This is a genomic window from Streptomyces sp. NPDC001868, from assembly GCF_040297125.1.
Classification (GTDB): domain Bacteria; phylum Actinomycetota; class Actinomycetes; order Streptomycetales; family Streptomycetaceae; genus Streptomyces.
Genome location: NZ_JBEOYO010000018.1, coordinates 1 through 20,019, shown reverse-complemented (window position 1 = coordinate 20,019; position 20,019 = coordinate 1). Strand labels below are relative to the sequence as shown.

The 20,019-nt window shown below is 72.7% G+C and carries 21 protein-coding genes; 5 read left to right on the top strand and 16 right to left on the bottom strand.

Annotated features, from left to right (window positions below; genetic code table 11):
* The 5 genes from ABT147_RS21780 to ABT147_RS21760 all read left to right on the top strand — a co-directional run bounded on the left by ABT147_RS21780 (position 1) and on the right by ABT147_RS21760 (position 5,736).
* Positions 1-1,746, top strand: a complete 1,746-nt coding sequence (locus ABT147_RS21780; protein WP_351408553.1) for an ABC transporter permease — start codon at positions 1-3, stop codon at positions 1,744-1,746.
* Positions 1,743-2,570, top strand: a complete 828-nt coding sequence (locus ABT147_RS21775; protein ID WP_351408551.1) for an SDR family NAD(P)-dependent oxidoreductase — start codon at positions 1,743-1,745, stop codon at positions 2,568-2,570. The genes ABT147_RS21780 and ABT147_RS21775 overlap by 4 nt, the downstream gene beginning before the upstream one ends.
* Before the next feature lie 72 nt (positions 2,571-2,642).
* A complete protein-coding gene (locus ABT147_RS21770) occupies positions 2,643-3,884 on the top strand; it encodes an acyl-CoA dehydrogenase family protein (protein WP_351408549.1) in 1,242 nt (413 codons plus the stop codon).
* Positions 3,881-4,990 (top strand): phosphotransferase family protein, encoded by a 1,110-nt coding sequence (locus tag ABT147_RS21765; protein WP_351408547.1) that lies wholly within the window; start codon positions 3,881-3,883, stop codon positions 4,988-4,990. The genes ABT147_RS21770 and ABT147_RS21765 overlap by 4 nt, the downstream gene beginning before the upstream one ends.
* Entirely contained in the window at positions 4,987-5,736 is a 750-nt protein-coding gene (locus tag ABT147_RS21760) for an SDR family NAD(P)-dependent oxidoreductase (RefSeq protein ID WP_351408545.1), read from the top strand. The genes ABT147_RS21765 and ABT147_RS21760 overlap by 4 nt, the downstream gene beginning before the upstream one ends.
* A 17-nt stretch (positions 5,737-5,753) precedes the next feature.
* Here the strand turns inward: ABT147_RS21760 and ABT147_RS21755 are convergent, their stop codons facing one another.
* The 16 genes from ABT147_RS21755 to ABT147_RS21680 form a co-directional block, all read right to left on the bottom strand.
* The gene (locus tag ABT147_RS21755) at positions 5,754-6,836 is read right to left on the bottom strand and encodes an MBL fold metallo-hydrolase (RefSeq protein WP_351408544.1); all 1,083 of its coding nucleotides are present in this window, start codon (positions 6,834-6,836) and stop codon (positions 5,754-5,756) included.
* On the bottom strand, positions 6,833-8,365 hold the full coding sequence (locus ABT147_RS21750; protein ID WP_351408542.1) for a class I adenylate-forming enzyme family protein: 1,533 nt from the start codon (positions 8,363-8,365) through the stop codon (positions 6,833-6,835). The genes ABT147_RS21755 and ABT147_RS21750 overlap by 4 nt, the downstream gene beginning before the upstream one ends.
* Before the next feature lie 31 nt (positions 8,366-8,396).
* Complete coding sequence (locus ABT147_RS21745; RefSeq protein ID WP_351408540.1) at positions 8,397-8,717, bottom strand: EthD family reductase; 321 nt, start codon at positions 8,715-8,717, stop codon at positions 8,397-8,399.
* A gap of 51 nt (positions 8,718-8,768) precedes the next feature.
* The gene (locus ABT147_RS21740; protein ID WP_351408538.1) at positions 8,769-9,158 is read right to left on the bottom strand and encodes a hypothetical protein; all 390 of its coding nucleotides are present in this window, start codon (positions 9,156-9,158) and stop codon (positions 8,769-8,771) included.
* A gap of 16 nt (positions 9,159-9,174) precedes the next feature.
* Positions 9,175-9,525 (bottom strand): nuclear transport factor 2 family protein, encoded by a 351-nt coding sequence (locus tag ABT147_RS21735; protein WP_351408536.1) that lies wholly within the window; start codon positions 9,523-9,525, stop codon positions 9,175-9,177.
* 106 nt (positions 9,526-9,631) lie between these two features.
* Positions 9,632-10,258, bottom strand: coding sequence for a TetR/AcrR family transcriptional regulator (locus ABT147_RS21730; protein ID WP_351408534.1), 627 nt, complete (start codon positions 10,256-10,258; stop codon positions 9,632-9,634).
* An 81-nt stretch (positions 10,259-10,339) separates the two neighbouring features.
* A complete protein-coding gene (locus ABT147_RS21725) occupies positions 10,340-11,173 on the bottom strand; it encodes an enoyl-CoA hydratase/isomerase family protein (protein ID WP_351408532.1) in 834 nt (277 codons plus the stop codon).
* Positions 11,170-11,925 (bottom strand): SDR family NAD(P)-dependent oxidoreductase, encoded by a 756-nt coding sequence (locus ABT147_RS21720; RefSeq protein ID WP_351408530.1) that lies wholly within the window; start codon positions 11,923-11,925, stop codon positions 11,170-11,172. Before ABT147_RS21720 ends, ABT147_RS21725 begins: the two co-directional genes overlap by 4 nt.
* Positions 11,922-12,701: an SDR family oxidoreductase gene (locus tag ABT147_RS21715; protein WP_351408839.1), complete on the bottom strand. Its 780-nt coding sequence runs from the start codon at positions 12,699-12,701 to the stop codon at positions 11,922-11,924. The genes ABT147_RS21720 and ABT147_RS21715 overlap by 4 nt, the downstream gene beginning before the upstream one ends.
* 47 nt (positions 12,702-12,748) lie before the next feature.
* On the bottom strand, positions 12,749-13,963 hold the full coding sequence (locus ABT147_RS21710) for an acyl-CoA dehydrogenase family protein (RefSeq protein WP_351408528.1): 1,215 nt from the start codon (positions 13,961-13,963) through the stop codon (positions 12,749-12,751).
* A 21-nt stretch (positions 13,964-13,984) separates the two neighbouring features.
* Entirely contained in the window at positions 13,985-14,950 is a 966-nt protein-coding gene (locus ABT147_RS21705; protein ID WP_351408526.1) for a phosphotransferase family protein, read from the bottom strand.
* A complete protein-coding gene (locus ABT147_RS21700) occupies positions 14,947-16,227 on the bottom strand; it encodes an acyl-CoA dehydrogenase family protein (RefSeq protein ID WP_351408524.1) in 1,281 nt (426 codons plus the stop codon). The genes ABT147_RS21705 and ABT147_RS21700 overlap by 4 nt, the downstream gene beginning before the upstream one ends.
* A gap of 20 nt (positions 16,228-16,247) precedes the next feature.
* Complete coding sequence (locus ABT147_RS21695) at positions 16,248-17,402, bottom strand: thiolase family protein (protein ID WP_351408522.1); 1,155 nt, start codon at positions 17,400-17,402, stop codon at positions 16,248-16,250.
* Positions 17,399-17,890, bottom strand: coding sequence for a Zn-ribbon domain-containing OB-fold protein (locus ABT147_RS21690; protein WP_351408520.1), 492 nt, complete (start codon positions 17,888-17,890; stop codon positions 17,399-17,401). Before ABT147_RS21690 ends, ABT147_RS21695 begins: the two co-directional genes overlap by 4 nt.
* Entirely contained in the window at positions 17,875-18,663 is a 789-nt protein-coding gene (locus ABT147_RS21685) for an enoyl-CoA hydratase/isomerase family protein (protein ID WP_351408518.1), read from the bottom strand. The genes ABT147_RS21690 and ABT147_RS21685 overlap by 16 nt, the downstream gene beginning before the upstream one ends.
* Before the next feature lie 116 nt (positions 18,664-18,779).
* Positions 18,780-19,916 carry an acyl-CoA dehydrogenase family protein gene (locus ABT147_RS21680; protein WP_351408516.1) on the bottom strand — a complete coding sequence of 379 codons (1,137 nt, stop codon included), beginning with the start codon at positions 19,914-19,916 and terminating at the stop codon, positions 18,780-18,782.
* Positions 19,917-20,019 lie beyond the last annotated feature (103 nt).

Here is a 20,019-nt window from a genome sequence, read left to right as displayed (position 1 = left end):
ATGGCCGCACCCGCCGTACCCGCTCCCGCACCTTCCTCCACGGCGACACCGCCTCGCCCGGACCCGCCGCGGCCGACGGCACTGACCCGGGCGCGGCGCCATCTGCCGCGGCTCGGCGCGCTCGTGTTCCTGGCGGCCATCGGCTATCTGGTGATCGCCCCGCTGGTGGGCCTGCAACGGCTGGCCTTCGAGGACGACGCCCGGGGCTACCGTGCCGCCCTCGACACCCCGGACCTGGCGGAGACACTGCGCAGGACGGCAGGTCTGGCGCTGGGCTCGCTGGCCATCGCGCTCGTCCTCGGCACCTTCCTGGCCTGGGCGGCGACCCGGCTGCCCCCTCGGCTGCGGCTGCTGCGCGTCGTGCCGATCCTGCCCATCGTCGTCCCGGCCGTGGCGGCGGTCACCGGCTGGGCGTTCCTGTTCTCGCCCCGCCCCGGCTACCTCAACGCGGCCCTGCGCCATCTGCCCTGGTGGAACCATCTCGCCGAGGGCCCCGTCGACATCTACACCCTGCCGTGGATCGTGATCATCACCGGCTTCGGGCTGACCGCCTTCGTCTACCTGTTCGTCAGCGCCGGCTTCGGCAACATCAACGCGGAGCTGATCGAGGCGGCCCAGGTCAGCGGATCGTCGGCCGCCGGGGTGTTCTTCCGGGTGACGCTGCCGCTGCTGCGCCCGGTGCTGGTGTACGGGGGCTTCGTGGCCCTGCTCCTCGGGCTCGGCCAGTTCACGGGCCCCCTGCTGCTCGGCCGGAACAACGGCATCGACGTCCTCACCACCGACATGTACGCCGCCGTGTCGCAGAGCCCCGTCGACTACGGCCGGGCCGCCGCGATCGGCTCACCGCTGCTGCTCTTCGGCATCGCCGTCGTCCTCTTCCAGAAGGTGATCCTCGGCGACCACAGCCGCTTCGTCACCCATGGCGGAAAGGCGTTCCGGTCCGGGGGCCGGCCGTCGTGGGCCGCGGTCACCGGCATCCTCCTCTACGGCCTGGTGGCACTGGCACTGCCGCTGGGCGCGCTCCTGGTGGTGTCGCTCTCCTCCTTCTGGAGCGGGAGGATCGAGCCGAGCGGGTTCACGCTCGACAACTTCCGGCGGGTGTTCCAGGAATCGGGGATCACCGACGCGATCGTCAACAGCCTCACCACCTCCGTCGTCTCCGTCGCCATCGCGCTCCCCCTCGGCTTCGTCGCCGCCTCCCTGCTCCTCAAGGGGCGCCGGTTCCGGATCGTCCGGGCCGCCGTCGACTTCATCGTGGCGATGCCCCTGGGGATCCCCGCCGTCGTCTTCGGCGCCGGCTTCCTGCTGACGTACAGCCGCGAGCCGTTCATCCTGTACGGCACCCGCACGGTGATCGTCCTCGTCTACGTCACGCTGATGCTGCCGTTCGCCACCCGGATGCAGCTGTCCGGGATGGTGGCGCTCGGCGACACGTACGTCGAGGCGTCACGGACCAGCGGGGCCGGCGCGCTGCGGACCACCACCGACATCATGCTGCCGCTGCTGCGTCCCACGCTCGCGGGTGCCGGGGCGCTGATGTTCGTGCTGCTGACGCATGAGTTCACGGCCTCGCTCCTGGTCCGGGCCCCGACGACACAGGTCATGGGCACCATCCTGTTCGACTACTGGTCCAACGGCTCCTATCCGCTGGTCGCGGCCATCGCGCTCGTCATGACGCTGGTGACGTCTGCGGGTGTCTTCGTGGCCATGTCGGTCGCGGGCTCCGACATCTTCGAGAAGCTGTGAGCGGGGGCAGGGGAATGGGCGGGGGTTCGCTGGAGGGCAGGGCGGTGCTCGTGACGGGCGCCGGGCAGGGCATCGGGCAGGCCATCGCCGTGGAGATGGCGCGCCGGGGCGCGGCGGCGGTCGCGGTCGCCGACCGGAACGGGGCGACCGCGGCCGAGACCGCCGACCTCGTCCGTGCCGCCGGGGCGGAGGCGGAGCCGATCGTCTGCGATCTGCGCGACCGCGACCACATCGAGGCCATGGTGGCGCGCACGGCGGAACGGTTCGGCGGGCTCGACGTCCTCGTCAACAACGCCGGGGTGATCGAATCCGCGCTGGTGGACGGCCCGCAGGACCGTGCGGTCGACACCCTCCCCGAGGGGGTCTGGGACGCCGTCTACGAGGTCAACCTCAAGGCCGTCTGGCTCACGACCAAGTTCGCCGCGCCCCATCTGCGGCGCTCCACGCGTGGACCCGCGATCGTCAACACGGCGTCGGTGTCCGGGCTCACCGGTTTCCCCCTGGCCCCGGTCTACGGCACCACCAAGGCGGGCGTCATCCACCTGACCAAGGTCACCGCCGTCGACCTGGCGCCCGTGCGCTGCAACTGTTTCTGCCCCGGAGTCATCGAGACGTCCCTGACCCGGGACTTCTTCGAGGCTGCCGACGACCGCGACGCCATGGAACGGGAGCTGACCGCGCCACAGCTGGTGCGGCGGCTCGGCCGGCCGGAGGAGGTGGCGGGGCTCGCCTGCTTCCTGGCCTCCGACGACGCCGCGTTCATCACCGGCGCCTCGTACGTCATCGACGGCGGCGCGCTGGCGTGGCGCGGGGTCAGGGAGTGACCTCGTACGCCCCGTGCAGAAAGCGACGTCGTACGCCCCCGTACAAGCACGTACTGGATCGAGAGGGGCCGGATGGCCATCGAGTTCGACATCGACCGGGAGGTCGCCGACATCGCGCGGCGGACCGCCGGGTTCGTCCGGGAGACCGTGCTGCCCGTGGAGGATGAGTGCCACGGCGATGTGCACGCGGGTCCGGAGTCGCTGAGGCGCGAGCTCCAGCAGGCGGCTCGTGCGGCGGGGGTGTTCGCCCCGCATGTCCCGGCGCGGTGGGGCGGCCTCGGGCTGGATCTGCGCGGTCAGGCGGTCGTCTTCGAGGCCGCCGGATACTCCCTGCTGGGCCCGCTCGCCCTCAACTGCGCCGCGCCCGACGAGGGCAATACGCATCTTCTCGCCGCTGTGGCCACGGAGGCACAGAAGGCCCGGTTCCTCGCGCCGCTGGCGGCCGGGGAGACCCGCTCGTGCTTCGCGATGACGGAGCCTCCCCCCGGGGCCGGCTCCGACCCGCGTGCGCTGGCCGCGACGGCGGTCCGGGTCCCGGGCGGCTGGCGGATCAACGGCCGCAAGTGGTTCATCAGCGGGGCGGACGGGGCCGCGTTCACCATCTGTATGGCACGCACGGGTGGCGAACCCGGCGACCCGGGCGGGGCGACCATGTTCCTGATCTCCGCCGGCATTCCGGGCATGAAGGTGGTCAGGAACATCGGCACCCTCGACCGGGCTCTGTTCGGCGGGCACAGCGAACTCGCCCTCGACGACTGCGAGGTCCCCGACGACGCGGTCCTCGGTGAGGTCCACCGGGGCTTCGAGTACGCGCAGGTGCGGCTCGGCCCCGCGCGGCTGACGCACTGCATGCGCTGGCTCGGGGTGGCCCGGCGGGCGCAGGACATCGCTCTGGACCGGGCCGCCGGGCGCCGGGCCTTCGGTGGGCGGCTGGCGGAACTCGGCATGGTGCAGCAGCAGTTGGCGGACTCGGAGATCGACATCGAGACGAGCCGGGCGGTGCTCTGGCGGGCCTGCTGGGAACTCGACCGGGGCGGGCCCGGTGCCCAGCTGACCTCCATCGCGAAGACCTTCGTGTCCGAGGCCGTGGGCCGGGTCGTGGACCGCGCCGTCCAGATCTGCGGGGCGCTCGGCATCTCGGAGGACATCCCGCTGGCCGCGCTGTACCGGGAGGTCCGGCCGTTCCGTATCTACGACGGGCCCTCGGAGACCCACCGGTGGGCCATCGCCAAACGTGCGGTACGGGCGGCGCGGGAGCGCGGGGGCGCCGGGCCGGGGCAAGAGGCCGCCCGCGTGCTAGGGGGCGCGGGATGACGGCCACCGGCAACGCCGGGCGCCTGGCCGGGGTGGCCGGGGTGGACCTGCCCGCGCTCCAGCGCTTCGTCGAGCGCGAGGTCCCCGGCTGCGCCGGCCCGCTGGACGTCCGCCTGTTGCTCGGCGGGCGGTCCAATCTCACGTACCTCGTGACCGACGGCACGCACCGCTGGGTGCTGCGCCGCCCGCCGCTCGGCACGCTCACCCCGACCGCGCACGACATGGACCGCGAGTACCGCGTCATGGCCGCGCTCGCCGAGACGGACGTCCCGGTGCCCCGGACCGTGCTGTCCTGCGCCGACGAGTCGGTGCTCGGCGCCCCGTTCACCCTCGTCTCGTTCGTCGAGGGCGCCGTACTGCGGGACGGCGAGCGGGCGGCCCTGCTGCCCGTCGAGGACGCGCGGCGGTGCTCCGAGGCCCTGGTCGACCAGCTGGCGGCGCTGCACGCGCTCGATCCGTACGAGATCGGGCTCGGCGGGTTCGGGCGCCCGGCCGGGTACGTGGCACGGCAGGTGCGGCGCTGGCGCGGCCAGTGGGACCGGGTCGCCACCCGGGAACTGCCCGAACTGGACGTGCTGCACGAGGCGTTGGTACGCGCACTGCCTCTGGCCCGGGACGACGGTGCCGAACCGGCGGTCCTGCACGGGGACTACCGGCTCGACAACGTCATCCTCGACGCCGGGGACCCGGGGCGGATCGCCGCGATCGTCGACTGGGAGATGGCCGCGCTGGGCGATCCGCTCGCGGACCTCGGGCTGCTCCTCGTCTACTGGGACCCGGTGTGCGAGCCCGTCCTCGGCGAGGGGCATGTCCCGGCCGCCAACCCGGGGTTCCTCTCCGCGCGGGAGCTGACCGAACGGTACGCGCGGCGGTCCGGCCGGGACGTCTCCGCGCTGCCCTTCCACCGGGCCCTCGGCTACTTCAAGCTGGCGGTCATCGCCGAGGGCATCCATGCCCGCCATCTCGCCGGGCGCACCGTCGGCCCGGGCTTCGACCGGGTCGGTTCGGCGGTGCCCGCGCTGCTGCGCTCCGGTCTGTCCGTCGACCTGCCGCGTACCCGAGCCGTCCGGGACGAGAAGAGACATGGGAAGGGATCCGGGGAGTGATGATGCGGCTTTCGGAGAAGGTGGCGCTGGTGACCGGTGCCACCGGAGGCATCGGCGAGGCGATCGTGCGGCGGCTGGCGGACGAGGGCGCGACCGTCGTGGTCACCGACCTCGACGCGGACCGGTGCGCGAAGCTCGCCGGGGAACTGCCCGGCGGCGCCCTGGGGTTGGGCCTGGACGTCACCGACGAGACGGCCTGGGAGACGGTCGTCGCCGAGGTGACCGACCGGCTGGGCAGTCTGTCGGTGCTGGTCAACAACGCGGGGATCGCGACCATGGCCACGGTGGAGTCCGAGACCCGGGAGGGCTGGGACCGGGTCGTCGGGGTGACGCAGACCGGTGTGTGGCTCGGCATGAAGCACGGCGGCCCGGCCATCGAGCGGTCCGGCGGCGGCTCCGTCGTCAACATCGCCTCGATCTTCGGTACGGTCGGCGGCTTCGGCGCCCAGTTCTCGTACCACGCGGCCAAGGGCGCCGTACGGCTGATGACCAAGAACGCCGCGCTGCACTGGGGCGGGCGCGGGGTGCGGGTCAACTCGCTGCACCCCGGGTTCATCGAGACGCCCCTGTCCCGTGAACTGTGGAAGGGCACCCCTCGGCTGACCGCGATGATCGAGGGCACCCCGCTCGGCCGGCTGGGCACGACCGGAGAGGTGGCGGCCGCCGTGGCGTTCCTCGCCTCGGACGACGCGGGCTTCATGACCGGCTCGGAGCTGTACGTCGACGGGGGCTGGACGGCCCGCTGAGGCGCCGCCCGCCCGGGTCACGCCGGCGCCGGTGCCGTGACCGACGCGTGGTCACCGTCGCCGGCGCCGGGGACACATCGCGTGTACAGGTCCACCCCGTCCACCGAAGCGCGGTCGGCGCGACCGTGGGCCACGAGGACGTCCAGGTGTGCCGCCGTCTCGTTGACGGCCAGCATCTGGTTGAACGGGTTCAGGTCCCCGAACGGCACCTTCCGCCGGGTCCAGCCGAGTTCCCGTGCCACGGCGTGGGCGTCGAGGGACCGGCCGCCGAGAACGGCGAGTGTTTCGCCGAGCCGGTCGTCGTGGTGGGCGAGCAGTTCCGCGACCCTGCCGTGGACGCTGTCGCCGACGGGTCCGTGCGCGGGCAGCAGCTGGGCGTCGGCGAGGGCGGTCATGAGCCGCAGCGAGGCGAGGTAGTCGCCCAGCGGCAGACCGGGGCCGTCGCCCAGTTCGAAGCCGATGGACGGGGTGATGTGCGGCAGCACATGGTCCCCGGAGAACAGCAGCCCCCGCGCCTCGTCGAGGTAGACCACATGGCCCCTGGTGTGGCCCGGGGTCGGTACGACCCGCAAGGTGCGGTCCCCGAACCGCAGTTCCTCCGCCTCCAGCCAGCGGTCGGGCGCCTCCCACACGGCGGGGTCGAAGCCGCCGTGGTCCATCGCCTCGATCCGGTCGGCCAACTCCCGGGCGCCGGCTCGGCGCAGGGTCCGCAGCGATCCGACGGGCTGGTCGGTGCGCAGTTCGCCGAGCAGTTCCAGGCCGCGCCGTTCGCCGGAGCCGAGGTAGACCCGGGAGCCGAGCAGGCGGCGCAGTTCCACGGCCTGGGTGTAGTGGTCGCGGTGGATGTGGGTGACCAGGACGTGGGTGATCTCGGCGAGGTCGCGGCCGAGACCGGCGAGGGCGTCCTCCAGTGCCTTGCGGGACTCGGGGATCGACCATCCGCCGTCGATGAGCACCAGCCCGTCGTCCTCCTCAAGGACGTAGACGTTGACGGCCCGCAGCCCGTCGTCGGGCAGCGGCAGCGGTACGCGGTGCACTCCGGGCCGTACGGTCTGGGCTCCGCCCTGCGCCCACTGTCCTCGGTCGAAACGGGTGGTCATACGTCTCCCAGTCGTCGCTGTGCGGGGTGCGCCTCGGAGAGCCGCTCGTACAGGTCGCGTACGAGGTCCCGGGCGCCCCCTCGGTCGAGCTTGCCGACCCTGGTCTGGGGCAGCTCGGCCACGGTGAACGCGAACTCGGGCCACTTCGCCCTGGACAGGCCGGCGCGTTCCAGGTGGGCGGTGATGTCGTCGAGGCGGAGCTCGTCGGCGGTGTCCTCGGGCACGACGAGCACGGCGGGGCGTTCGCCGAGGAGGGGGTCCGGGACCGGGGCGACGCAGACGCGGGCCACCTTGGGGTGGCTGGCGACGGCGCGTTCGATCTCGGTGATGTCGAGGTTGCGGCCGCCCCGGATGATGACGTCCTTCTCCCGGCCCATGACGGTGACGGTGCCGTCGGCGGCGGTCATGAGGAGGTCTCCGGTGGGCAGGAAGCCGTCGGCCGTGAGGGCGGGCGGCTCGACGGCGCCGTCGCGGGCGTAGCCGAGGAAGAGGGACGGGCCGCGCACCTGCGCGTGTCCGGTGTCGCCGGGGCCGAGGACGGTTCCGTCGGCGCCGACGCATCTCAGCTCGGTCCCGGGGAAGGGGCGGCCGTCGCGGCCGAGCCGGATCTCCTCGGGGTCGTCGGGGCGCGGCGAGGTGTGGCCGAGGCATTCGGACATGCCGAAGACCCGCAGGATCCGCGTGCCGAGGGAGCGTTCGGCGCGGGCGAGCGCGCCCCGGTCCATGGGGCCGCCGCCGACCGTGATCGAGCGGACCCCTTCGAGGGCCCGGGAGCCCGATGCCGCCGCGCCCATCTGCAGGGCCATCGTCGGGACGCACATGGTCCACCGGACGCGGTGCCCGGCCATCCGCTCGACCGCGACCCCGGGGTCCCATCGCCCGGTCAGCACCAGCGGTCCGGCGAGCATGAGGGACATGCAGACCCCGAAGCAGTACGCGGCGGTGGAGGACAGCGGGACGATCGCGGCCACCGCGTCACCGGGGCGCAGGTCGTTGATCTCGCGGGTGCGGGCGCAGGCGTAGCGCAGGGCGGCCTCGGACTGGACGACGCCCTTGGGGCGTCCGGTGGAGCCGGAGGTGAGGCCGATGACGGTGCCGCCGTTCCAGCGCGTGACGTCTCGCGGGCCCCGGTCGCCCAGCACGGTCCAGCCGCCGAGCGCCTCCGCCTTCCCGCCCGTGGGCATCCTCGGTCCGTGCCACTCCCGCAGTGCGGACGGCTCGGCGACGACGACGTCCGGCCGGATGTCGTCGAGGGCCGCCTCGAACTCGGCGGCCGTGGTGTGGCGGTTGACCAGGGCGAGCACTCCGCCGGTCATCCCCACGGCCAGGGTGGCGGCGACGGTGCGCCAGGAGTTGTCGGCCTGCACCAGCACCGTGCCGACGGCCGTGCCGTCCGGGGTGATCGCCTCCGCCAGGGTCACGGCGGCGTCGAGGAGGTCCCGCGCGGTGTGGTGGCCGTGGTCGTCGACAACGGCGGTGAAGTCGCGTTCTTCTGCCAGCTGTTGGAACTCCCGTACGGTCTGTCGCATCCGGCCCCTGCCCTTTCGCTCGTCGGGGCGGTCAGCCCGCGTGCATCTCCCGCTCGTCGCCCATGACGGCGATCCGGCGGCCCCGCATGTCGCCGACCTGGGCGACGGCCGCCGCCCATTCCGGGCTGTCCAGGGCCTTGCGCAGGTCCTCGGCGGTGTCGAAGCCGAGGACCGAGAGTCCGTCCCAGCCCTCGGAACGCGGCTCCAGCGCCGCGTCGATCTCGGTGTGGCGCCAGGAGCGCAGTCCGGGCAGCCGGCGGGTCAGTTCGGCGTGGTCGCCCCGCCACCAGTCGATGAACCGTTCATGGGTCCAGTCGGGCGGCCGTGCGGCGAGCAGGACGAGGTTGTACATGGCACCTCCCGGGTGAGGGCGAGCGGGTCAGACGAGAGCGCCGCAAGCGGGTCAGGAGAAGAGCACCGCGGGCGACCGTCCGATGAGGAGTCGGCGGACCTTGCCGGAGGGGTCGAGCCGGGCCGAGGCCACGAAGGTCGCCTCGGGCACGCCGGAGCGGCGGACCTCGCCGAGGAACAGTTCGTCGTGGCCGTGGGCACTACCGGTCAGCAGGTGATGGGTGCGGGTGCCCTGCTCGCGCTGCGCGAGGTAGCCCTCCATCTCGGTTCGGCCGCCGTGGAAGTCGGTGGCGCCGTCGCCGCCGGTGGAGAAGAGGATGGAGAACGAGAAGTCGTCGCTGATCAGATCGAGGATCCGGGACGCGTCCGGGCTGTCGAGGAGCGCGAACCACGCGCTCAGGAAGGGGGCGGGCGTCGACGGTTGCGTCTGTGTCACGGGCATCCGCTGTGCCTCCTGATCAGGGCCGGTCGACGAGGTGGAAGGCGGGGGTGAAGAGGGACTGGTAGCGCGCCATCAGGCCGGCGGGCGAGACGACGGCGGCCGACAGGAACGCCCCGGTCGTGGTGCCCGCGTCCACCACGAAGCCGTAGACGGTTTCGAGGTCCCGGTCCACGGAGGACCGCACGATCTCGTGCACCCGGTCCACGGCGTTCCGGCCGGCGATGTACGCGGCGAAGTCGGCCTTCGAGTCGCCGGTCCGCTCACCGGTCGGCAGGGCGATGAGGAAGCGGAACCCGGGCTCCAGAAGCTCCAGGGCCTTCTCGGGGTCCGGACCGTCCATGCGGGCCATGTACTCGCGAAGCACCATGCTCTCCGCCCCTTCCCTGCCGGGCCTCAACCTGAGTTCAATTCAGTTTGAGGATAAGGGGGTGCCCCGCCCACCACAAGAGGCGGGGCACGCGCCCGTTCCGGAGCTACTCCCCGACCATGCGGACCACGCATCCCTCGATCAGTTCGCTGATCTCCGAGAGCGGGATCGCCCCGGTCGGGCGGTACCACCGCCACACGCTCACGATCATCCCGAGCACGGCCAGCCCGAGCATACGGGCGTCGCGCACCGGGAAGGCGCCCTTCGCCATGCCGCGCACCAGCAGGTTCGTCCAGTCCCGCTCGACCATCTGCACCAGTTGCCGGGCGGCGATCCGCTCGGCCTCCTCGCGCTTGGACTTCCTCGGCGTGGCGAGCAGCGACATGTTGGCCTGGAGGACGCGCATCTGCCGGATCTCCTGCTCCGACACCGCGAAGGCCGCGCGGGTCCCGGCCTTGATCGCCTCGACGGGATCCTCCTTGTCGGCCGTCGCCTCGGTGAACATGTCGTGGGAACGCTGCAGTTCCAGCCGCATGATGGTGAGCAGGCAGTGCGCCTTGGACTCGAAGTAGTGGTAGAGCGCGGTCTGCCCGATGCCGACCCGGTCGGCGACGTCCGACCATTTCGTGGTCTCGTAGCCGGTCTCGCCGAAGTACTCGACCGCGGCCTCCAGAATGGCCGCCCGCTTGGACCTCGGCCCCTGGTCCGGATCCACGATCCGCGCCCTCGCCATCGGCTCTCCCTGCGCTCCATGACCGGCGCCGGTCGCCGATCGGATGTCTGAGGGTAGACCTACTTGAACTCGGTTACGAAGTCAGATGGCACGGGAAACACCGTGGTCCGGCCGTCGCCTGGCCAGAAAGGCCGCCACGCCCGCCCGGCCCTCCGCCGACACCGCCGCGTCGGCGAGCCCGCGCGCCTCCGCGTCCAGGTGGGCGTCGAGGCCCGACGAGAGTCCCGCCGCGACGAGTCGGCGGGTCGCACCGAACGCCCTGGTGGCCCCGCGAGCCAGCAGTTCGGCGGTCGCACCGGCCTCCTCGGTCAGCCGGCCGGCGTCGACGACCCTGCTGACCAGCCCCATGTCCGCCGCCTCGGACGCCGTGATCCGCCGGTTGGTCAGCAGCAGGTCCAGGGCCCGCTTGGGGCCGACGAGCCGTGGCAGCGACCAGCTGACCCCGGCGTCCGGGGAGTACCCGATACCGGTGTAGGCGGCGACGAAGGTGGCGTCGGACGCGGCGAGGGTCAGGTCGGCCGCCGCGGCGAGTCCGAGTCCGGCACCCGCCGCGGCGCCCTGCACCGCCACCACCAGCGGCGCGTCCAGCGCGGCGAACACCCGCAGCGCCCCGTGCAGCGCGTCCGTGACCCGGTCGAGGTGCGCGGCCAGCCGGTCACCGGGCAGTGCGGCGAACTCCCGCAGGTCGCCCCCGACACAGAAGGAGCGCCCCCGTCCGGTGAGCAGCACCGCCCGTACGCCGTCGGCGCCCTCGCACGTCCTGGCGGCCGCCAGCAGTCCCCTCGCCATGGCCAGGTCGATCGCGTTGCCCGCCTCCGCGCGGCACATCTCGACATGCGCCACGCCCGCGTCGTCGACCTCGACGCGGACCGTGCCGCCGCTCATCGGGCCGCCGCTCACCGTGTCGCCGCTCATCGTGCCGTCCATCCGCCGTCGACGGTGAGGACCTGGCCGGTGCAGTAGGTGGAGGCGTCCGAGGCGAGGTAGAGCAGCGCTCCGTCCAGTTCGCCCGGTGCGCCGCCCCGGCCCAGCATGGTGCCCCGTTCGACCCAGCGGCGGGAGCGGTCGTCCGCGAACAGTTCGTCGGTCATCTCCGAGCGGAACCAGCCGGGGGCGAGCGCGTTGACCCGTATCCCCGCCGGGCCCCACTGCCCGGCGAGTTCGCGGGTGAGCCCGATCAGGCCCGCCTTGGAGGCGGCGTAGGAGGCGCCGCCCAGTGGGGCACCGGAGACGAGACCCAGCACCGAGGAGACGTTCACGACCGAGCGGCTCTCCGCGTCGGAGGCCTCGGCCATCAGCCGGGCGAGATGGAACGGCGCCACGAGGTTGACCGCGAGCACCGCCGCGAAGTCCTCGGCGCTCTCGTCCTCGGCCCGTACGGCACCGGGCGCGCCCGCGTTGTTGACCAGGACGTCGATCCGTCCGGTGGCGGCGAGCACGGTCTCGGCGAGCCGTACGCGGTCCTCGTCGCGCGCGACGTCGCAGGCCACGGGGTGGATGCGGGGGTCGGAGCCGGCCAGTTCCCTCAGCCGGTCGATGCGCCGGGCCGCCGCGAAGACGGTGGCCCCCGCCCCGGCGAGTACGGCGGCGAACCGGGCGCCGAGACCCGAGGAGGCACCCGTGACCACGGCGGTACGGCCGTGCAGGGAGAAGAGGGCGGCCGTCACGCGTCCACCCCGATCGGCAGCACCGTGGCGCCGCCGTCGAGCACCAGCGTCTGGCCGGTCATCCAGGAGGACGCGTCGGACGCCAGGAACAGCGCCGCGTTCGCCACGTCCTCGACCGTCCCCAGCCTGCGCAGCGGGAGCTTCGCGGTGAGGATCGGCTCCCTCGGCTCCCATACGGCCCGGGCCAGTTCGGTCTTGATCAGGCCTGGCGCGACGGCGTTCACCCGCGCCTTGGGGCCGAGTTCGTAGGCGAGTTGCCGGGTCAGATGCAGCATCGCCGCCTTGGTGGCGTTGTACCAGCCGATGTGCGGGTCGACGATCAGCCCGCCGACGGAGGCGATGTTGACCACCGCTCCCCCGTGCTCGGACATCCACGCCCGCCACGCGTACCGCGTCCAGGCGATCATCCCGTACTGGTTGACCCGTACGGTCTTCTCCGCGCGCGGCGGATCCAGATCGAGCAGGTCGCCCATGTACGGGTTGGTGGCGGCGTTGTTGACCAGAATGTCGAGGCGGCCGAAGCGGGCCATGGTCTCCTCGACACACCGCTCGGCCTGTTCGGGCTCCCCGGCGTTGGCGACCACCTCGTGGATGTCACCGTCGCCCTTGACGCGCAGGAGTTCGGCGCGCGCCCGGGCGAGCCCGTCCGGTTTGCGGGCGGCGATCACGACATGGGCGCCCGCCTCCCGGTACGCCCCGGCGATACCGAGGCCGATCCCGCGCGAGCCGCCGGTGATCACGGCGACCCGGCCGTGCAGAACCCGCGGTGGCCGCACTGCGTGCGGTGCCTGCGATGGGTGCGGTGCCTGCGGTGGGTGTCCGTTCACGCCTGCTCCTTCTGGTACTTGGCGAGTTCCCGCCGGGCCACCGTGCGCAGATGGACCTCGTCCGGGCCGTCCGCGATACGCAGCGCCCGGGTGATCGCGTACAGCCGGGCCAGGACGGTGTCGTCGCTGACGCCGGCCGCGCCGTGGGCCTGTACCGCCCGGTCCACCACGCGGTGCGCCACCTCCAGCGCGGCCACCTTGATGGCGGCGACCTCGGTGCGGGCGGCGGCGTTGCCCCGGGTGTCCATCAGCCAGGCCGACTTGAGGACCAGCAGCCGGAGCTGCTCTATCTCGATGCGGCTGCGGGCGATCCATTCGCGGACGACGCCCTGGTCGGAGAGGGGGCCGCCGAAGGCGATCCGGTTCAGGGTCCGGCGGCACATCAGATCCAGGGCGCGTTCGGCGAAGCCGATGGCACGCATGGCGTAGTGCATCCGGCCGGGGCCGAGCCGTCCCTGGGCGAGCGCGAAGCCCTCCCCCTCGCCGACGAGGAGGTTCCCGACCGGTACGCGTACGTCCTCGAAGAGCACGTCGCCGTGGCCGCAGCGGTCGGTGTAGCCGAACATCGGCAGATCGCGCAGGACGGTGACGCCGGGGGTGTCGCGCGGGATCAGCAGCATGCTCTGCTGCCGGTAGGTCTCCGCGTCCGGGTCGGTCACGCCCATGAGGATGATCAGCGCGCAGTCGGGGTCGAGGATCCCGGAGGTGTACCACTTGTGGCCGTCGACCACATAGGAGTCGCCGTCGCGGGTGATGCGGGTACGGATGTTGCGCGCGTCGGAGCTGGCGACCTCGGGCTCGGTCATGGCGAAGCAGGACCGGATGTCGGCGGCCAGCAGGGGCCGCAGCCAGCGGTCCTGCTGCTCGGGAGTGCCGTAGAGGGCGAGCAGTTCCATGTTGCCGGTGTCGGGGGCCGAGCAGTTGAACACCTCGGGGCCCATGACGGACCGTCCGGCCAGCTCGGCGAGCGGGGCGTACTCCAGGTTGGTCAGGCCGGCGCCCCACTCGCCATGTGCGAGGAACAGGTTCCACAGCCCCTCGGCACGGGCCTTCTCCTGCAACTCCCGCATGACGGCGGGCTGTCGGTGGGGGTTGCCCGCCTCGGCGAGCTGCCGGTCGTAGACGGCCTCGGCCGGGAGGACGTACTCCTCCATGAACGCGGCCATGCGCGCGTGCAGTTCCCGTGTCCTAGGGGAGAGCTCGAAGTCCATGCGCGTGTCGCTCCTTCGCCCTCAGCCGAGGATGTCGCGTGCCGTGCGGATCATCGCCGCGATGGTCGGGGGCAGTCGTTCCTGGTCCGGGTCGTGGTGCTTGCCCTCGCGGTGGCGGCGCAGATTGTGGCCCATGATCGCGGCCATCTTGGTGCGGGCCAGGGCGCGGAACCAGTCGAGGGCGGGCGGGGCCGGGCGGCCGTCGAGGTAGGCGGCGAGCAGTTCGTCCTCGGTGGGCAGGCCCGGGATCTCATGGCCCAGGCGAGGGAAGTTCCGGTGGTCGGTGAAGAGCAGGAACCACCCCAGGTCGGCACGGGGGTCGCCGAAACCCCAGATCTCCCAGTCGATGACGGCGGCGGGGCGCTCGCCCACGCACAGCACGTTGCCCAGCCGGAAGTCGCCGTGGGTGAGGACCGGCGCCATGCCTTCGGGCACACTCGCCGCCAGACGCTCAAGCAACTCCTCGGCACCAACGCGGAGTTCGGGCGGTACAGCGCGCATGGTGCGGCTCCACCGGTCGAGTTCGGCGGCCGGGCCGAGGGGTTCCGACGCGTCCAGGGCGGGCGTCCCGGTCCGGTGCAGCCCGCGCAGTACGCCCGCCAGCGCCAGCATCCGCGTACGGCACAGGCCGGCGTCGAGCCGGTGGTCGTCGAGGACGGGTTCGATCGCCTCACCGGTCACGAACTCCATGGCGAACCAGGCCGGTTCGCGTTCGTCCACGGCCACGACACCCGGTACGGGCACCTGGCCGGTGAGGGCGCGCAGCGCGCGGGCCTGGCGCAGCACGTCGTTCCGGCCGACCGGCCGCTGCCCGGGAGGCACGGCCTTGACGACGTACGCGGTGGGGCCCGCGGTGAGGGAGTAGGTGAGCCCCGAGTGGCCGCCGGGCAGTGTCTCCAGGTCGCCGAGCGGTTCGCCGGGGTGGAGTACGGCGAGGCGCTCGCGTACGCGCCCGGCGAGTCGGGTCACGTCGGTCTGAGTGCTCAACTCGTGGGCTCCTTCGGCGTCTTGGTGTGCTCGACGGGTCTGGGCTCCCTGGGCAGTCCCAGCACCCGTTCCGCCAGGATGTTGCGCTGGATCTCGTCGCTGCCGCCCGCGATGCTGTAACCGGGGGCGCCGAGCAGGTGCTCGGTCCAGGCGAAGGTGCCCCACTCCCCGGTGTCGGCGGCCAGGCGCGGCCCGAGCAGCTGTTGGACGAGGTCGGTGGTGGCGCGCAGGGTCGCGGTGGCGTAGAGCTTGCCGACGGAGGCCTCGGCGCCGGGTTCACGGCCCGCGACCAGGGCCGCCGTGACCCGCAGGCCGATCAGCCGCTGGACGAGGGTACGGACATATAGCTCGGCCGCCTGTTGCTGTTCGCCGCCGGTGAGCGGGCGGGGCAGATGGCGGGCGAGGTCGAGGGCGCGGTCCGCGTTGTCCAGGCCGAGGGTGCCGGAGTCCAGCCGTTCGGCGGCGAGGACGGTGAGCGTCACCCGCCAGCCCTCGCCGACCGGGCCGAGCCGGTCGGTGTCGGGGACCCGGACGTCGTCCAGATAGACCTCGTTGAAGCTGGAGCCGCCGGTCATCTGCCGTATCGGGCGCACCGTGACGCCGGGGGCGTCCATGCGGACCAGGAAGACCGTGATGCCCGCGTGTTTGGGCGCGTCGGGGTCGGTGCGGCAGACGGCGACTCCCCAGGTGGCGACGCGGGCGCCGGACGTCCAGACCTTGTGGCCGTTCAGCACCCAGCCGTCGCCGTCCGCGTCGCCGTCCGCGTCGCGGACCGCCTTCGTGCGGACGGCGGCCAGGTCGGAGCCGGCCTCGGTCTCGGAGAAGAGCTGGCAGGCGAGTTCGTCGGTGCGGAGCATGGGGCGCAGCCAGCGCCGCTTCTGCTCCTCGGTGCCCCAGATCCGGATCGCCGGGGCCACGAGTTGCTGGGTGACGGGGAAGACCTCGGTGCGCCGGGGGACGTCGAAGGCGGCCTCCTCTGCGCGGTACATCTGCTCGTAGTAGGCGGGCAGTTCGCGTCCGCCGTGCTCCTCTGGCCAGCCGAGGGCTCCCCAGCCCTGGTCGTAGCGGGTGCGCTCCCAGGCACGGATGCGCTCGGTGTGCGTACGCTCCTCGTCCTCGGTCCAGTTCTCGAACACGGCCACGGAGTCGTCGCCGTGACCCCACTCCCGGCCCCGGGGGCCCCGGTGCTCCGCCACCTTCGCCAGCCAGCGGCGGGCCTCGGCGCGGAACTCCTCGGGCTCCGGTGCGGGTCCGGGCGCCGTACGCGTACGCGTCACCTCCCTCCCCTCCCTTCCGTTCAGCGGGTCAGCACGGTGCAGGCGCTGACGCCCGGTGCTCCGTAGACATGGGTGAAGCCGGTGTGCGGTTCGCCCGGTACCTGGCGTTCGCCGGCGCGGCCTCGCAACTGCTGGACGATCTCGTGGACCTGGCGCAGCCCGGAGGCTCCGATGGGTTCGCCGTTGGCGATGCAGCCGCCGTCCGTGTTGACCGGCAGCGCGCCGCCGATCGCGGTCGCGCCGGAGGCGATCAGCCATTTCTGCTCGCCGTGCTCGCAGAATCCGCACTCGGCCATGTGCATCACCTCGGCACCGCTCTCGGTGTCCTGGAGCTGGCAGACGTCGATGTCGTCCGGGCCGATCCCGGCCTCCTCGAACGCGGCTCGCGCGGCGTCCGTACTGACGGAGGTCGGTGTGCCGCCGGGCGCCCAGGGGCTGAACACCTCGAAGGAGCCGAACCGCCGGGTGCGGACGACCGCCGCGCGCAGGGCGACCGGGGCGGCGGCGCCGCCGAGTTCGCGGGCGACCGCGCGGTTGCACAGCACGAGGGCGACCGCGCCCTGCCCGGGTGAGCAGAACATGTAGCGGGTCAGGGGGTCGTTGACCATGCCCGAGGCCAGGATCTCGTCCGCGTCCAGTGGCTCGCGGCGCCAGGCGTGGGGGGTGCGGGCCCCGTTGGCGTACGCCTTCTCGGCGACGAGGGCGAGGGTGTGCGGGGTGAGGCCGTGGTCGTGCAGATAGCGCTGGATCTTCATGGCGAAGAACTGGGTGGTCACCATGAGGCCCTCGCCGCCGTACGCCTCCTCCAGCCCCCAGTCGGCGGGGCGCGGGTCGAACGCGCCGCGCGGGTGTTTGTCGAAGCCGACGGCGAGCGCGACGTCGGCGGCGCCGGCGCGGAGCGCGTTGACGGCGGACACCAGGGCGCTGCCGCCCGTGGCGCAGCCGTTGCGGACATTGACGAACGGCACTCCGGTCAGGCCGAGCCGGGTGACCAGGGTGTCGGCGTTCCCGGCGGCGTCGCTGCCGCCGAACGCCGCCCGCACCCGGGACCAGGGCAGCCCGGCGTCGGCCAGCGCGGCGCGCACCGCCTCCACGGCGAGCTGCATCCCGGTGGCCTCCGACCGGCCGAACGGTGTGATGCCGACGCCGCAGACCAGGACGTCGGCGGCGCTCACGGCGCCGCCCCTTCCGAGTCGGCAGGACGGCCACGCGCGACACCGCCCGGGGCGATCGGGAGGCCGAGGGACAGACCCTCCGGGTCGATCGGGCGGGCGCGCGGTACGCCGTCGCCCGTCGTGATCGTGACCGGCATGTCGATCCTCAGGTCCTCGGGGCGCACACCGTCCAGGACCGCCAGGATCCTCACGCCTTCGGGGAGTTCGACGTAGCCGACCGCGAACGGCCGGAACCCGCCCTCGGGCGGCACGTACGGCGGTGACTTGGGCGCGTACCGCTGCACGGTCCAGGTCCACACGGTGCCCGTGGTGGAGAGGACCACCGGCTCGGCGGGGCCTCCACAGCTCGGGCAGGCGGGGTCCACCGGGTGGACGGTCACGGCGCAGGCCGCGCAGCGGGACCCGCGCAACGCGTGCTCGGCCACGGGCCCCGGCGCCGGGTCTGTCGTGGGGTGGGCGCCGGGCACGGCCGTCAGCGCCCCTTCCACTTCGCCTCGCGCTTCTCCAGGAACGCGGAGACGCCTTCCGCCGCGTCCTCGGAGTTGAGCATGACGCCGACCGCGAGGTGTTCCATGACCATCAGGGACTGGATGTCGGCGTCGAGGCTCCGGTCGATGGTCATCTTGGTGATCCACATGGTGAACGGGCTCTTGTCCGTGAGCTGTCCCGCGAACTCCTCGACCGTGGCGTCGAGTTTGTCGGCCGGCGCGGAGTCGTTGATCAGGCCGAACTCGGCGGCCTCGACGCCGCTGAGCAGCTTGCCGGTGAGCATCAGCTCCTTGGTCTTGCGGACACCGATCATGCGGGGCACGCGGTAGATCGGTCCGGCGCCGCCGAAGAGAGCGCGGCGGATGTGGAAGTCGCCGATGAGGGCGTCGTCCGCGGCGATGGCGAAGTCGCAGGAGATCATCAGCTCGAAGCCGCCTGCCGTCACATGCCCTTCGAGCACCGCGATGGACGGGGTTCGCATCGAGTACAGCCGGTCGCACACCTTCGCCGACAGGACGGCGACGTCGATGGCGGTGGAGCTGCCGATGAAGTCGGCCTTGAGGCTGTCCAGGTCGAAGCCCGAGCAGAAGGTGTTGCCGCGCCCGCGCAGGATCAGCACGCGCAGCTCGGGGTCGGCGTCGACCTCGGTGATGATCTCGTCCAGCCGGTTCAGGATCGGCACGGTCACGCAGTTCTTCTTGTGGGGCCGGTTGAGCCAGACGCGGGCCACGTGGCCGTCCCGCTCGAACTGGATCTCGTCTTCGACTGCCATCCGCTCTCTCCTTCACATCTCTCAAACTGAACTGACTTCATTTTATTCTCGGGGCCACTCGACACCCTGTCAACGGTCCCGTCGCGGGGTCGGCCGAAACGGGTCCCGTCGAGCGCTCAGCCCGGCAGCCCGGCGAGGCCGAGGATCCCGGCCAGCCGGACCCGGTGGTCGTCCGCCGTGCCGAACAGCGCCTCGTCGGCCCGCGCCCTGCGCACATAGAGGTGGGCCGTGTGCTCCCAGGTGAAGCCGATCCCCCCGTGGAGCTGCACATATTCCGTCACGGCCCGCCGGTAGGCGGTGGCGCACACCAGCGCGGCGGCGCTCGCCGCCACCCGCGGTTCCCCCGCGGTCCGGTCGGCGAGGCAGGCGGTCGCGTAGCCGGACGCCGACCTGGCCGCCTCCACGTCCACCAGCAGATCGGCCAGACGGTGCTTGACCGCCTGGAAGGACCCGACCGCTCTCCCGAACTGAGTTCGGTGCGAGACGTACTCCACTACGGCGTCCAGCGCGTGGGCGCAGCCGCCGAGCTGTTCGGCGGCCAGCGCGGTGCGCCCGGCGTCCAGTACGGCGTCGACGATGCCGGGCGCCTGTCCCGCGTCGCCGACCGGTTCGGCGTGCGTTCCCCGGAAGCGGAGCAGGGCCTGACGGCGGGTGAGGTCCAGCACCCGGCGCGCCGTACGGTCGCAGCCACCGGTGTCCGGCTCGCAGGCGAAGAGCCGTGGCCCGTCCGGCGCCCGGGCCGCCACCAGCACCACGTCGGCGCCCTCGCCGTCGGGCACGAAGTCCGCCTCGCCGCGCAGCAGCCAGCCGTCCGGCCCGCGCTCGGCGGTGATCCGCGCCGGTTGCAGGAACCCGGCGACGGTCGCGGTGAGGGCGCCCGTCGCGATCCCCGGCAGCCAGCGCTCGCACGCCGCGCGCTCGTCGCCGGCCAGCAGGGCGTGCGCGGCGAGCACGACGGTCGGGAGCAGCGGCGCGGGACACAGGACGCGCCCGGTCTCCTCCAGCGCCACGGCGAGATCGGCGAACGAGTAGCCGGCTCCCCCGTACTCCTCGGGCAGCGCGAGCCCGTGCACCCCGATCTCCCCGGCGAGCCGCTCCCACAGCACCTGGTCGAACCCGCGCGGACCGGCCGTCTGCCCCCGGGCCTCCTCGGGTCCGCACTCCGCCGCCAGGAACTCCCGCAGCACCGCGCGCAACTGCCGTCGCTCCTCCGTCTCTCCCAGCAACGCCGGATCCACATCGAGCCGGAACATCAGGCCTCCCGCATAGCAGTCATGTGCAGTCACGTGTGGTCATGCGGGGGCCTCGGCCAGCTCGGAACCGCTCCGACTCCGCACCCGGGATCGACAGGGCGCC